This window comes from Paraburkholderia sp. HP33-1 (assembly GCF_021390595.1).
Taxonomy (GTDB): domain Bacteria; phylum Pseudomonadota; class Gammaproteobacteria; order Burkholderiales; family Burkholderiaceae; genus Paraburkholderia.
Genome location: NZ_JAJEJR010000001.1, coordinates 3,266,864 through 3,280,035, shown reverse-complemented (window position 1 = coordinate 3,280,035; position 13,172 = coordinate 3,266,864). Strand labels below are relative to the sequence as shown.

Sequence of the window (13,172 nt, the reverse complement as noted above, 5' to 3'; positions counted from 1 at the left end):
GAGAAAACATGACCATGCCCGTGAACGCGCTATCGTCGGCGCTGCAACAGATGCAGACGATGGCGGCGCAGGCGGCCGGCGACGCGAACCCGGTGGCGGAGCAGTCCGGCGCGGCGACGCCGACCAACTTCGCGGCGGCGCTGAAGGCCTCGCTCGACAAGATCAGCAGCGACCAGCAAACGGCGGTCAGCGAGTCGAAGGCATTCGAGCTCGGTGCGTCGAACGTGTCGCTGAACGACGTGATGGTCGACATGCAGAAGGCCAATATCGGCTTCCAGTTCGGTCTTCAGGTGCGCAACAAGCTGGTCACCGCGTACAACGAAATCGCGCAGATGTCGATCTGAGCGGGATTGCACGGGTTTGCGCCGGCGGCTTCGTGCCGCGTCCCCTGTGCACACCCAGCAGCGCTTTCGATCCTCCTTACCCCGGGCTAAAGCTTTGTCGTCGGGCATCCGATAACCAAATTACATGTCAGCGACCGGCGCGGCGACGCGCCGCGCGGCCACGCCACGACTTAACCGAAGTCAGTCTCAGAGGAGGAGCGCCGATGTTTTCCCCGGGTCACGCTGGAGCCAACGCGTACGCGCGTGTCGGCATCGAGACATCCGTGATGGGCGCGAGTCCGCATCGTCTCACCGTGTTGCTGTACCAGGGCGCACGGCAGGCTATCGCACAGAGCCGCATGCATTTGCAGCAGGGCAACGTGGCCGAACGCGGCATGGCGATCAGCAAGGCCATGCGGATCATCGAAAGCGGGCTGCAGCAGTCGCTCAACCTTGAGGTGGGCGGCGAAGTCGCCAGCCGGCTGAATGCGTTGTACAGCTATATGACGCGTCGGCTGCTTGAAGCCAATATCAATCAGAGCGAGGCGATGCTCGTGGAAGTGGACGGTCTGCTCGCGACGCTCGAAGAGGCATGGATCGGGATAGCCCCGGAGATCGCGCGGATGGCAGCCCAGCCAGCCGCGGAAAGCCTGAGATGACATCGAACGCAGAATATTTTGACCGCTATGAAGCGGTTGCCGCGCTGTCCTGCCGCATGCTGATGGCGGCCCGCCGTGCGCTATGGGATGACCTCGTCGACTTGCAGGAAGAGTATCGGCATCTGGTCGAAGCGCTGCGCGAAGCCGACGTGGGCGTCAAGCTCGACGAAGCCGAGCGCCTGCGCAAGTACGCGCTGATCCGCCAGATCCTCGCCGACGACGCCGCGATCCGCGACCTCGCGAATCCGCGCATGGCGCATCTGTCGGCGCTGTTCGCCGGCCGGATGACGCACGTGCTGAAGGAGCTGTACGGGGCACGCTGAGTAGGGGCGCACGGGTGAGCTTGCGCCGCGCCGCGCGCGTCTGAAGGATCCGAGCAATCAGAGCATCGCGCGCGTTGCCGCCGATGCGACCAAGGAACCGGTATGAACGGAATCGATTCGGCCCTCGCCTCGGTGCTGTCGAGCCGGATCGACAGCCTGCTCAGCATCGCGCCGGGAACCGCGACCACGGCGCAGACCGGCGCGGCCGGCGTCGCTACCGCACCGGCGGCGGCGCCCGCGAACGCGGCGCCCGCACCGCAGCCGTCCGCGCAAACCGCGCTGTCGGCGGTCGCGTTGACGCTGAATGCGATCGCGCACTCAGGCGGTGAGGCGACACCCGCCGTGTTCGGCCGTGCGCCGATCTGGGCAGCCGCCCCGGCGCTCGACGTTGCCGTCGAGGGCTTGCCGCTGGCCGATGCGGCGGGCGCCGCAGTCGCCAATTCCGCTGCCACCCAATCCGCCGCTGCTTCCAATACCAATCCCAACGCTGCAGCCAGCGCAACCGCAACCGCGACCGTGGCGGCGACCGAAGCGCCGGTCGCGGCGCTCGCGACCGCGCTGGAACATACGGTCGCCGACAGCGGCCTGTTCTACGAAGCGCATCTCGCGGCGTGGCTGGTCGGCCAGCGTTCGCCGGCCGAGCTGGCGAACGAGGCGCAGAACCAGCTCGTCGCTCAGTCTCAATTGCCTCCCGACTGGAGCGCCGACGATGGCGACGCGAACCCGTGGTCCGCTTCGGCGCACGCCGCACCGAACGGCCAGGCTGCCGGCACACCGAACGCTGCCGGGAACAACCCCGCCCCGCACGCGATGCCGTCGATCCTGACCGCGCAGGCCGCGCGCCTCGTCGCGGGTGAGCTGCTGGCCAGCTCGGTGTCCGACCTGAACGGCCAGTCCACGCACGCGACGCCGCACAGCGCGGCGCCGCAAGCGGCCGAGGCCGGTTCGTCGCAGAGCGCGCAGGCGATGGCGGCCGCGGTGCATCCGGCGACCGTGCCGCTCGTGCGCCAGCAACTCGATCTGCTGGCGACCGGGCAGTTTCGCTGGACCGGGGAGGCGTGGCCGGGGGCGCGTCTGGACTGGACGATCGAGCAAGACGGCGACGAATGGGACCGCAGCGGCGGCGGCCTCGCGAGCGAGGACGACCAGCCGTGGCGCACGCGCCTGACGCTGTCGCTGCCGACGCTCGGCACCGTCGACGCCGAACTGACGCTGACCGGCATGCGGCTGAGCGTGCGCGTGCAGGCGAGCCCGCGGGGCGCCACCCGGCTCGCGATGCAGGGCGACGATTTCCGTCAGCGGCTCGCGGCGGCGGGGATCGATCTACAGGGATTGACGATTCGCGAGATCGGCGGCGGCGCGCCGGGTACGTCGGCGGGTGCCTCGGCGGCGGGCGCGCAGGCGGCTTCGGCGTATGCGCGTTCCGCGGCTGCGGCTGGGACCGCGTCGGCGGGGGCGAAGGTTGCGTCGCGCGACGATTTCGATTGGGATATCTGATGAGCCGTACTCATCGCCGCGGCGCGGCTGCTCTTATGTACGACGCTCATGGTGGCGAGCCCGCGCCGCGGGTGGTCGCGAAGGGGTACGGGCTGATCGCCGAGATGATCGTGCAGCGCGCGAAGGAGGCCGGGCTGTATGTGCACGAGGCACCCGAGATGGTGTCGCTGCTGATGCAGGTCGATCTGGATGCGCGGATTCCACCGCAGCTTTATCAGGCTGTCGCTGAGTTGCTGGCGTGGTTGCATCGGCTGGAGAGTGGGGTTGAAGCCCAACCGGGCGGTGGCGGTGGCGCTGACGCGCAGGATGTGGTTGATGTTGTTGCTACTGATGTGCGGGAGACGTGAGGCCCTTGGGCAGGGCACGGCCTTTTTTGTCGGTGTTCTGGGTTTGTTGGCCTTTCCTTGATTTCTTGTCGGTCTATTGGCGTAGCCCCTGTGCGGGGCGGCACCTACTTTCTTTGCTGCTGCAAAGAAAGTAGGCAAAGAAGACAGCTCAAACCGCAAGCTCATAAGCGGGCTCCTCGGTCTGCACGAGGTAGTGGTGCATCTGACATCCGTGCTCCCGCACATTCAGCGTTAGTGACAAGGCAGTCATTCTTCCGGCGGCGCTACGCGCGCCGAAGCCCCGTTCCAAAACCATCGCCGTCGGTTCTCCTGGCAGACCCGTCCGCGACGCACGTAGTGCGGAGTGGGAGCGGATGACGGCTTTGTCACCAGCGCGGAATGTGCGAAGACACAGATTCCAGATGCACCACTGCCCCCTCCAAGCCAGGGGACCCACTTAAGAATTAGCGGTTTGAGCTGTCTTCTTTGCCTACTTTCTTTGCAGCAGCAAAGAAAGTAGGTGCCGCCCCGCACAGGGGCTACGCTAATAGACCGACAAGAAAGCAAGGAAAGGCCAACACCCTACGAGCAACGACAAAAAAGGCCCACCCCCGCCCAAGGGGGCAAATCAAAACCTCATCATCAACTTCAACAACGCATTCACACGTCTCCCATAAGGCGGCGAAATCAACCCCCGCGCATTGAAGCGCGCCTGTGTGAGCACAGGCTTCATCTTGGAAAAAGTAACAAACCCCTCGTACCCGTGGTACGCCCCCATCCCACTCGCCCCAACCCCGCCGAACGGCAAACTCTCACACGCCAGATGCATCAGCGTCTCGTTGACGGCCATCCCACCCGCGATCGTTTCAAGCGTGACACGCTCAACCGTCCTAGCATCGTCTGCATAAAGATAGAGCGCCAACGGCCGCGGCCGCGCATTGATCCACGCGATCGCATCGTCAAGCGTGTCATACGGCACGAGCGGCAAGAGCGGCCCAAAAATCTCCTCCTGCATCAGCGCGCATTCGTCCGGCGCGCCAGTCACGGCGACGAGCGGAAAGCGCCGGCTCGCGGCATCAGGCAGCGCGTCGGTCAGCGGATGCACCTGCGCGCCAGCGGCCTGCGCTTCGTCGGCGAGACGTTCGAGCCGCTCGAAGTGCCGCGCCGAAATGATCGACGTGTAGTCCGGGTTCCGCGCGAAGTCCGGATACATCTTCGCCATCCGCACGCGCGCCCGTTCGATGAACGCCTGCTCCTTGCCGCGCGGCACCAGCACGTAGTCGGGCGCGATGCAGGTCTGCCCCGCGTTCAGCGTCTTGCCTGCGACCAGGTTGTCGACCGCGTTATCGAAACGCGCATGCGCGCCGATCAGCGCCGGCGACTTGCCGCCGAGTTCGAGCGTGACGGGTGTCAGGTGCCCGGCCGCCGCGCGCATCACTTCATGACCGACCTTCGTCGAGCCGGTAAACAACAGATGGTCGAACGGCTGCGCGCTGAACGCGGCGGCGAGCGTCGCATCGCCGTTGACGACCGCGACGTGATTGCGCGCGAAGGTCTGGCCGATCAGCTGCTCGAATAGCGCCGACGTGCGCGGCGTCAGCTCGGACATCTTGATGATCGCGCGATTGCCGGCCGTCAGCGCGCTGATCAACGGCCCAACCGCGAGCAGCACCGGATAATTCCACGGCACGATGATGCCGACCACGCCGAGCGGCTGCGGTACCACCTTCGCGCGCGCCGGCAGCAGCCACTTGTTGGTGCGGCGGCGCTGCGCTTTCATCCAGCGCTTGCCGTGACGCAACGCGGCATCGATCTCTTCCTTCACGAGCAGGAATTCGGCGAGCAGCACTTCTTCCTTCGCGCGGTTGCCGAAGTCCGCGTGCATTGCTTCGGCGAGCGCGTCGCGATTGTCGAGCATCAGCTTGCGCAGCGCGCGCAGATGCGTCGCGCGCGTGTCCCATGACGGATACGGCGCGCGCAGATATGCGTGACGTTGATCGCGCAGCAGCGCTTCGAGCGCAGCGACCTCCGACAAATCGTTCTTCATATGAGTCCACTCCCAGATGGATGACCGTGCGCGTCGAGCGCGTTTATTGGTTTGAGGTTGAGCCGGGGTTGCGAGCGGTGTGCTCGGGCTTATTGCGTGTCAGCCGCGCTTACGCGGGAAACGCACGTTCGACGAGCGCCGCGTGATCGAACGTGGCCGGCAGCGTGCCATACACGCGACCGCTTTCGCCGCAGCCATCGGCGAGACGCGTCGAGATGAACGCGTCGGCGACCGTGGCGGGCGCATGTTGCGCGAGCAACGTCGCCTGCGCGATCAGCACGATCTGCTGCGCGATGCGACGCGCCGACGCTTCGCGCTGTTCGGCCGGTCCGTTCAGCGCAGCGGTGAGCCGCGCGAGTGCCGCGCCCAGGGCCGGATGCGTGCGCGCGACTTCCTGCCATGCAGCGAACAAAGCCTGCGCGGCTTGCGGCTCGCGCTCCATCGCGCGCAGCACGTCGAGGCACATCACGTTGCCCGAGCCTTCCCAGATCGAGTTGACCGGCGCCTCGCGATAGAAGCGCGCCATCGGTCCGGTTTCGACGTAGCCGTTGCCGCCCCAGACCTCCATCGCCTCGCCGGTGAATTCGAGCGCGCGCTTGCAGACCCAGTACTTCGCAGCCGGCGTAACGATGCGACGCCATGCACGTTCGGCGGATGTTGCCGAGGACGCATCGGCGGATTCCTCGAAGGCGCGCGCAAGACGCATGAACAGCAGCGTCGCCGCTTCGGACTCGAGCGCGAGATCGGCCAGCACGTTGCGCATCAGCGGCTGCTCGGCCAGGTGCCGGCCGAACGCGCTGCGATGCCGCGCATGATGGATCGCCTGCACGAGCGCGGCGCGCATCAGTGCGGCGCTGCCGATCACGCAATCGAGACGCGTGTAGCTCGCCATCTCGATGATGGTCGGCACGCCGCGTCCTTCATCGCCGATCATCACGCCGTACGCATCGAGAAATTCGACTTCGCTGCTGGCGTTCGAGCGATTGCCGAGCTTGTCCTTCAGACGCTGGATCTGCACCGCGTTTTTGCTGCCGTCGGGCGCGAAGCGCGGCACGAAAAAGCACGACAGCCCCTCGTGCGTGTCGGTGCGCGCGAGCACCAGATGCGCGTCGCACTGCGGCGCCGAGAAGAACCACTTATGACCGACGAGCCGGTAGGCGCCGCCGCGTCCGCCGGCGCCGTCGAGCGCGTGCGCGCGCGTCTGGTTGCTACGTACGTCCGAGCCGCCCTGTTTCTCGGTCATGCCCATGCCGATCATCGCCGAGCGCTTCTGCATGAGCGGCACGTCGCGCGGATCATGCTCGCGCGTGTACAGCGCGTCGCGCAGCGTGTCGAACAGCGCGGGTTCGCGCTGCAACACCGGGATGCTTGCGAACGTCATCGTCAGCGGACACAGCGAGCCCGATTCGATCTGCGCATGCATGAAGTACCCGGCGCAGCGTGCGGCCATCGCGCCGTTTTGCGGGTCGGAAAACGGCAGCGCGTGCAGCCCTTCGCGGCGCAGCAGTGTGAGCAGTTCATGCCACGCGGGATGAAACTCGAGCGCGTCGATGCGCTCGCCGCGCGGGCTATGCGTGATCAGCTCCGGCGTGTGGCGATTGGCGAGTTCGGCGAGCGCGAGCGTGTCGGGCGTGGTCAGCGCCGCGCCGTGCCGCAGCAGCGCCTCACGATGCCAGTGCGCGCCGTCGCGTTCGACGGCCGCGCTCAAAGCGGCGTCGCTCGCGAACAGGTTGTAGTCCGCAAGCGGCGGTGCCTGATTCGTCACCTCGTGAGTCTGGCCGAAGCCGTGCCGTTCCATCTGCTGTCTCCGTGCTTTGTCTATTGTGCGCCGCTTTGCAGACGGCGATTCCATGCGCATCGAGGGGCGCCGCGCGTGATGCCGCATGCGGGAAGGAGAGCGCGCGTCGCGCCAGGTTTGAATGCCGCGCACGGCCGGTTGACGGCTGCGCGCGCGGGGTCGTGCGCGCCTTTCATCATAGGGGCGCGATGCCGCCGGTGTTTAGAGGAATCGTTCTGTCGCGAAGCCGCCGCAGCCCCAGAACGCTCCATAAAATGCGCAGAAAACACACGCAGACAAGTGTGCATGAGACATGGGTCCGCCAGCAACGCGGCCCACCTGGAGGAGTACATGCAGTACGACTACATCATCGTTGGTGCGGGGTCGGGCGGCTGCTCGCTCGCGAGCCGTCTCGCGGATCGCTGTCCCGACGCGACCATCGCGCTGATTGAAGCCGGTCCGCACACCGAGCGCAATCTGTTCGTGAACATGCCGGTCGGCGTCGCGGCGGTGGTGCCGAACAAGCTGAAGACCAACTACGGCTACCTGACCACGCCGCAGCCGGGGCTCGCCGGTCGCCAGGGTTATCAGCCGCGCGGACGCGGCTTCGGCGGATCGAGTGCGATCAACGCGATGATCTACACGCGCGGCCATCCGCTCGACTACGACGAGTGGGCGCGACTCGGCTGCGACGGCTGGTCGTGGGCCGACGTGCTGCCGTATTTCCGCCGTGCCGAAGACAATGAGCGCGGCGCCGACGCGTGGCATGGCGAGGCTGGTCCGCTGACGGTGTCCGATCTGCGCTTCAGGAATCCGTTTTCGAAGCGCTTCGTGCAGGCGGCGCTCGAAGCGGGCTACAAGGCGAACGACGATTTCAACGGCGCGGACCAGGAAGGCATCGGCTTCTATCAGGTCACGCAGCGCGACGGGCGGCGTTGCAGCGTCGCGCGCGCTTATATCTACGACCGGCCGCGCGCGAATCTGCACACCATTGCCGACGCCACCGTGCTGCGCGTCGTGTTCGACGGCAAGCGCGCGAGCGGCGTCGAGATCGTGCGCGCAGGCCGCACCGAAACGCTCGCTGCGCGCGCCGAGGTCGTGCTCGCCGCGGGCGCGTTCAACTCCCCGCAACTGTTGATGTGCTCAGGAATCGGTCCGGCCGGGCATTTGCGCTCACTCGGCATCGACGTGCTGCACGATGCGCCCGAAGTCGGCCAGAACCTGATCGATCACATCGATTTCACGATCAACAAGCGCGTGAGGTCGATCGAGCCGACCGGTTTCTCGGTGCGCGGCATCGCGCGGATGCTGCCGCAGTTCATCACGTTCATGCGACACGGGCGCGGCATGCTGTCGAGCAATGTCGCCGAGGCGGGCGGTTTTCTGAAGAGCCGGCCAACGCTCGAGCGGCCCGATCTGCAACTGCATTTCTGTGCGGCGCTCGTCGACGATCACAACCGCCACATGCATTGGGGCCACGGCTATTCGCTGCACGTGTGCGTACTGCGTCCGCACAGCCGGGGCACCGTGAAGCTCGCGAGCGCCGATGCGCGCGTCGCGCCGCTGATCGATCCGCGCTTTCTGAGCGACGCGCGTGATCTCGACCTGCTCGTCGACGGCGTGAAGATGGCGCGGCGCATTCTCGACGCACCGTCACTTGCATTGCATGGGGGCCAGGAGCTGTACACACGGCCGGGGCAGTCGGATACGGAGCTGCGCCAGACGATCGCCGAGCACGCGGACACGATCTATCACCCGGTCGCGACCTGCCGCATGGGCGGCGACGCGCGCTCGGTCGTCGATCCGCAATTGCGCGTGCGCGGTGTGACGGGGTTGAGGATCGTCGATGCGTCGGTGATGCCGACCTTGATCGGCGGCAATACCAATTCACCGACGGTGATGATTGGTGAACGGGCAGCGGAGTTGATCGCGGCGAGCCGGCGGGAAGGGGGCGGGAAGTAACGACGGCGGCGACGCCGACCGCGGGCGACATGCCGGCGCGGGCGGCGTGAGCGAGGTCGGAGAAACGCAGGCTGCGCAACGCAGCAATGCGCCGCGCGTCACTCGCTCGCGGCTGTCTGCGCGCCATCGGGCAGCGCGATCCCGCTGAACCCAATTCCCGGTCCGAGCATGAAATCGTCGCTGACGTGCGTCGGCAGAGTTTCGCGCGCAACATCGAGCCATGCGCGCGCCGCGTGTGACAGATAGCCGTTGCGGCGCCAGCCGATCGCCATTTCCCAGGGAATCTCCGGTTCGACGACCGGCCGGCACGTGAACTGCGCGGGATCGAGCCGCCGGCAATACGGCGCCGGCAGCAGCGCGATGCCGACGCCGGCCAGCACCAGCGCCGCCATGAAGTCCCAATGCCCACTGCGCCCGACGATCGCCGGCGCGAAACCCGCCGCGCGACAGGCGTTCAGCACGACGTCGTTCAGCGCGAGGCTCTCGCCGTAAAACACGAACGGCTCGTTCGCGAGCTGCGCGAGCGGCACCTCGTTCAACGCGTCCCAGCGCGAGCCGGCGCGCGCGACGAGCCACAGCAGCTGGCGCGACACCGGCAGCACGTCGATGTTGTCGGGGTCGACCGATTGCAGCACTCCGCCGAGTTCCAGCTCGCCGTTGATCAACGCGGCTTCGATCGCGCGCGAGCCCTGCTCGAACAGCTTCAGCTCGATCTTCGGATAGCGTTGGCGGAACGCGGCGATAGCAGGCGTGAAGAGGGCTCCGCCCATCGGCGGGATGCCGATGGTCAGCTCGCCGCGCCCGAGCGTGTCGAGATCGTTCAGCTCGGCCTGCAACTGCGCGTGCGCGGCGAGCACGTCCTGGCCGCGCTGATACACGATCCGGCCGGCGTCGGTGAGCACCATCTGGCGGCCGTCGCGCAGCAGCAGCGGCGAGCCGATCTCATCCTCGAGCGACTTGACCATCTTGCTGATGGTCGGCTGCGTGACGAACATCTGCTCGGCGGCGACCGTAAAACTCTGTTGACGGACCACTTCGACGAAATAGCGCAGCGCACGAAGCTCCATGATTGCGGTCTCCAGAATTCCAGATTGGAATGGTTTGGGTGATTGTAAGTCATTTTGTTTATGGCGCAGCGCGGCCTGCAACGACGTGCGCCGCGCCACCCCGCGCGCGCCGAAGTCATCTCGATTTGCTACAATCGCCGTTCGTCTTCGAGGAGCGTTGCGACGGGTACCGCGAATCCGCATTCGCCGGCCGCCCGCCAGGCTCGAAGGCTTCAATTGGCAGCATGGAACGCACATCGCGCGATTCCGAACGCTGCCTCAAACCGCGCTCACGTCACATTTCTAGTCAATTTCTTAGAAAGGAGGGCGTGATGAACGCCGCAGTCATCGATTCCCAGAAGCAGGATTACATCGTTGCCGATATGTCGCTCGCCGGCTGGGGCCGCAAGGAACTCACGATCGCCGAGACCGAAATGCCCGGCCTCATGCAAACGCGTGACGAATACAAGGCGCAGCAGCCGCTGAAGGGCGCGCGCATCGCAGGTTCGCTGCACATGACGATCCAGACCGGCGTGCTGATCGAGACGCTGACCGCGCTCGGAGCCGACGTGCGCTGGGCCTCGTGCAACATCTTCTCGACCCAGGACCACGCCGCTGCCGCGATCGCGCAGGCCGGCACGCCGGTGTTCGCGTTCAAGGGCGAATCGCTCGACGAATACTGGGAGTTCTCGCACCGCATCTTCGAATGGCCGAACGGCGAGTTCGCCAACATGATCCTCGACGACGGCGGCGACGCGACGCTGCTGCTGATCCTCGGCTCGAAGGCCGAAAAAGACCGCTCGGTGATCGCCAAGCCGACCAACGACGAAGAAACCGCACTGTACAAGTCGATCGCCGCACACCTCGAGATCGACCCGACGTGGTACTCGAAGCGCCTCGCGCACATCAAGGGCGTCACCGAAGAAACCACGACCGGCGTGCACCGTCTGTACCAGATGGAAAAGGAAGGCCGCCTGCCGTTCCCGGCGATCAACGTCAACGACTCGGTCACGAAGTCGAAGTTCGACAACCTGTACGGCTGCCGCGAGTCGCTCGTCGACGGCATCAAGCGCGCGACCGACGTGATGATCGCGGGCAAGATCGCGGTCGTGGCCGGTTACGGCGACGTGGGCAAGGGCTGCGCGCAATCGCTGCGCGGTCTGGGCGCGACCGTGTGGGTCACCGAAATCGATCCGATCTGCGCGCTGCAAGCCGCGATGGAAGGCTACCGTGTCGTGACGATGGAATACGCGGCCGACAAGGCCGACATCTTCGTGACCGCGACCGGCAACTACCATGTGCTCAACCACGACCACCTGAAGGCGATGCGTCATAACGCGATCGTCTGCAACATCGGCCACTTCGACTCGGAAATCGACGTTGCGTCGACCCGTCAGTACCAGTGGGAAAACATCAAGCCGCAAGTCGACCACATCATTTTCCCGGACGGCAAGCGCGTGATCCTGCTGGCCGAAGGCCGCCTCGTGAACCTCGGCTGCGCGACGGGCCACCCGTCGTTCGTGATGTCGAACTCGTTCACGAACCAGACGCTCGCGCAGATCGAACTGTTCACGCAGGGCGCGAAGTACGAGAACAAGGTGTACGTGCTGCCGAAGCATCTCGACGAGAAGGTCGCGCGCCTGCATCTGGCGCGCATCGGCGCGAACCTGACCGTGCTGTCGGACGAGCAGGCCGGCTACATCGGCGTCGACAAGAACGGTCCGTTCAAGCCGAACCACTACCGCTACTAAGCACGCGGCCGCCCGCGGGTTCGATACTCACGCGGGCGGAAGCAAAAGCTCGACGGTCTGATCACCGGGCGGCGCGTCATGCGCCGCTTTGTTCGCCAGCGCCGCTTTTCGTTTGCTGGACACTTTCTCCGCACAGATGCTTACAAGGAGTTCCACATGACCGTGCTGCTGACCTGGCTCATCAACGCGCTCGCGCTGCTGATCATCACCTACATCGTTCCGTCGATCCATATCCGAAGCTTCGGCACCGCGCTGATCGTCGCGATCGTGCTCGGCCTCATCAATGCGGTGCTGCGGCCGGTGCTGATCCTGCTGACGCTGCCCGTCACGATCGTCACGCTCGGACTCTTCATTCTGGTCGTCAATGCGCTGTGCTTCTGGCTGTGCGCGTCGCTGCTGAAGGGCTTCGAGGTGTCGGGCTTCTGGTCGGCGTTTTTCGGCTCGATCCTGTACAGCATCGTGTCGTGGCTGTTGTCCGCGCTCATTTTCGGCAACCGCAGTCTAGGTTGACCTTTTTGACTATGAATCCGATCGAACTTTCATTCGAATTCTTCCCGCCGAAAACGCAGGAAGGCATCGACAAACTGCGCGCGACGCGCGCGGAACTCGTTCCGCTCAAACCCAAGTTCGTGTCCGTCACGTTCGGCGCCGGCGGCTCGACGCAACAAGGCACGCTCGATACCGTCCTCGACATGGCGAAAGAAGGGCTCGAGGCCGCGCCGCACCTGTCGTGCATCGGTTCGTCGAAGGAAAGCCTGCGGGCGATCCTGGGCGAGTACCGCGCGAACGGCATCCGCCACATCGTCGCGCTGCGCGGCGATCTGCCTTCGGGCATGGGCGCAGTCGGCGAGCTGCGCTATGCGTCGGAGCTCGTCAGCTTCATCCGCGCCGAGTTCGGCGACTGGTTCTGGATCGAGGTGGCCGGCTATCCGGAATACCATCCACAGGCGCGCTCGCCGCGTCATGATCTGGACAATTTCGCACGCAAGGTGAAGGCTGGCGCGAATTCGGCCATCACGCAGTATTTCTTCAACGCGGACGCGTATTTCCGTTTCGTCGACGATGCGCGCAAGCTCGGCGTCGATGTGCCGATCGTGCCCGGCATCATGCCGATCACGAACTTCTCGCAGCTGATGCGCTTCTCCGAAATGTGCGGCGCCGAAGTGCCGCGCTGGATCGCGCGCCGGCTCGAGAGTTTCGGCGACGACCGCGAGTCGATCCGCGCGTTCGGGCTCGACGTCGTGACGGGTCTGTGTCAACGGCTGGTCGACGCGAAAGTGCCGGGTCTGCACTTCTATACGCTGAACGCCGCCGCGGCGACGAAGGCGATCTGCGAACGGCTCGGCGTGTGACCGGCATGCCCGCCAGGCCGCGCGGCCGCGACGGTCGCGCGGCTTCTTCCAGTCTGGAATGAGTCCCAAATCTGTCCCCAGGAGCGTGGTAAGTCCCTGTTGAAGCTCA

General features: G+C 65.6%; 12 protein-coding genes and 1 riboswitch. Of the genes, 9 read left to right on the top strand and 3 right to left on the bottom strand.

Annotation, left to right across the window (positions count from 1 at the left end; genetic code table 11):
- The first annotated feature begins 8 nt into the window (after positions 1–8).
- The 5 genes from fliE to L0U81_RS15120 all read left to right on the top strand — a co-directional run bounded on the left by fliE (position 9) and on the right by L0U81_RS15120 (position 3,149).
- The gene (gene fliE / locus L0U81_RS15140) at positions 9–344 is read left to right on the top strand and encodes a flagellar hook-basal body complex protein FliE (RefSeq protein ID WP_233803882.1); all 336 of its coding nucleotides are present in this window, start codon (positions 9–11) and stop codon (positions 342–344) included.
- A gap of 203 nt (positions 345–547) precedes the next feature.
- Positions 548–982, top strand: coding sequence for a flagellar export chaperone FliS (gene fliS / locus L0U81_RS15135; protein WP_233803880.1), 435 nt, complete (start codon positions 548–550; stop codon positions 980–982).
- Entirely contained in the window at positions 979–1,305 is a 327-nt protein-coding gene (locus tag L0U81_RS15130; RefSeq protein ID WP_233803878.1) for a flagellar protein FliT, read from the top strand. The genes fliS and L0U81_RS15130 overlap by 4 nt, the downstream gene beginning before the upstream one ends.
- Before the next feature lie 102 nt (positions 1,306–1,407).
- On the top strand, positions 1,408–2,802 hold the full coding sequence (fliK, locus tag L0U81_RS15125) for a flagellar hook-length control protein FliK (protein WP_233803876.1): 1,395 nt from the start codon (positions 1,408–1,410) through the stop codon (positions 2,800–2,802).
- Positions 2,802–3,149, top strand: a complete 348-nt coding sequence (locus L0U81_RS15120; protein WP_233803874.1) for an EscU/YscU/HrcU family type III secretion system export apparatus switch protein — start codon at positions 2,802–2,804, stop codon at positions 3,147–3,149. Before fliK ends, L0U81_RS15120 begins: the two co-directional genes overlap by 1 nt.
- A 607-nt stretch (positions 3,150–3,756) precedes the next feature.
- Here L0U81_RS15120 and L0U81_RS15115 read toward each other — a convergent pair.
- A complete protein-coding gene (locus L0U81_RS15115; RefSeq protein WP_233803873.1) occupies positions 3,757–5,175 on the bottom strand; it encodes a coniferyl aldehyde dehydrogenase in 1,419 nt (472 codons plus the stop codon).
- Between the two features lie 109 nt (positions 5,176–5,284).
- The gene (locus L0U81_RS15110; protein ID WP_233803871.1) at positions 5,285–6,973 is read right to left on the bottom strand and encodes an isovaleryl-CoA dehydrogenase; all 1,689 of its coding nucleotides are present in this window, start codon (positions 6,971–6,973) and stop codon (positions 5,285–5,287) included.
- Between the two features lie 330 nt (positions 6,974–7,303).
- Between L0U81_RS15110 and L0U81_RS15105 the strand changes: the two genes are divergently transcribed.
- A complete protein-coding gene (locus tag L0U81_RS15105; RefSeq protein WP_233804356.1) occupies positions 7,304–8,914 on the top strand; it encodes a GMC family oxidoreductase in 1,611 nt (536 codons plus the stop codon).
- Between the two features lie 98 nt (positions 8,915–9,012).
- On the opposite strand, the gene L0U81_RS15100 is transcribed toward L0U81_RS15105, so the two are convergent.
- Positions 9,013–9,981, bottom strand: a complete 969-nt coding sequence (locus L0U81_RS15100) for a LysR family transcriptional regulator (protein WP_233803869.1) — start codon at positions 9,979–9,981, stop codon at positions 9,013–9,015.
- Positions 9,982–10,124: 143 nt separating this feature from the next.
- Positions 10,125–10,259, top strand: a riboswitch (S-adenosyl-L-homocysteine riboswitch).
- Between the two features lie 33 nt (positions 10,260–10,292).
- Here L0U81_RS15100 and ahcY point away from each other — a divergent pair.
- The 3 genes from ahcY to metF all read left to right on the top strand — a co-directional run bounded on the left by ahcY (position 10,293) and on the right by metF (position 13,063).
- The gene (gene ahcY / locus L0U81_RS15095) at positions 10,293–11,711 is read left to right on the top strand and encodes an adenosylhomocysteinase (RefSeq protein ID WP_233803867.1); all 1,419 of its coding nucleotides are present in this window, start codon (positions 10,293–10,295) and stop codon (positions 11,709–11,711) included.
- A gap of 156 nt (positions 11,712–11,867) precedes the next feature.
- Complete coding sequence (locus L0U81_RS15090; RefSeq protein WP_233803865.1) at positions 11,868–12,221, top strand: phage holin family protein; 354 nt, start codon at positions 11,868–11,870, stop codon at positions 12,219–12,221.
- A gap of 11 nt (positions 12,222–12,232) precedes the next feature.
- Positions 12,233–13,063 (top strand): methylenetetrahydrofolate reductase [NAD(P)H], encoded by an 831-nt coding sequence (gene metF / locus L0U81_RS15085; protein WP_233803863.1) that lies wholly within the window; start codon positions 12,233–12,235, stop codon positions 13,061–13,063.
- Positions 13,064–13,172 lie beyond the last annotated feature (109 nt).

Bases quoted from the DNA above. Each gene is read 5' to 3' on its own strand.
- fliE (WP_233803882.1), top strand. From the start codon at position 9: ATGACCATGCCCGTGAACGCGCTATCGTCGGCGCTGCAACAGATGCAG.
- fliS (WP_233803880.1), top strand. From the start codon at position 548: ATGTTTTCCCCGGGTCACGCTGGAGCCAACGCGTACGCGCGTGTCGGC.
- L0U81_RS15130 (WP_233803878.1), top strand. From the start codon at position 979: ATGACATCGAACGCAGAATATTTTGACCGCTATGAAGCGGTTGCCGCG.
- fliK (WP_233803876.1), top strand. From the start codon at position 1,408: ATGAACGGAATCGATTCGGCCCTCGCCTCGGTGCTGTCGAGCCGGATC.
- L0U81_RS15120 (WP_233803874.1), top strand. From the start codon at position 2,802: ATGAGCCGTACTCATCGCCGCGGCGCGGCTGCTCTTATGTACGACGCT.
- L0U81_RS15115 (WP_233803873.1), bottom strand. From the start codon at position 5,175: ATGAAGAACGATTTGTCGGAGGTCGCTGCGCTCGAAGCGCTGCTGCGC.
- L0U81_RS15110 (WP_233803871.1), bottom strand. From the start codon at position 6,973: ATGGAACGGCACGGCTTCGGCCAGACTCACGAGGTGACGAATCAGGCA.
- L0U81_RS15105 (WP_233804356.1), top strand. From the start codon at position 7,304: ATGCAGTACGACTACATCATCGTTGGTGCGGGGTCGGGCGGCTGCTCG.
- L0U81_RS15100 (WP_233803869.1), bottom strand. From the start codon at position 9,981: ATGGAGCTTCGTGCGCTGCGCTATTTCGTCGAAGTGGTCCGTCAACAG.
- ahcY (WP_233803867.1), top strand. From the start codon at position 10,293: ATGAACGCCGCAGTCATCGATTCCCAGAAGCAGGATTACATCGTTGCC.
- L0U81_RS15090 (WP_233803865.1), top strand. From the start codon at position 11,868: ATGACCGTGCTGCTGACCTGGCTCATCAACGCGCTCGCGCTGCTGATC.
- metF (WP_233803863.1), top strand. From the start codon at position 12,233: ATGAATCCGATCGAACTTTCATTCGAATTCTTCCCGCCGAAAACGCAG.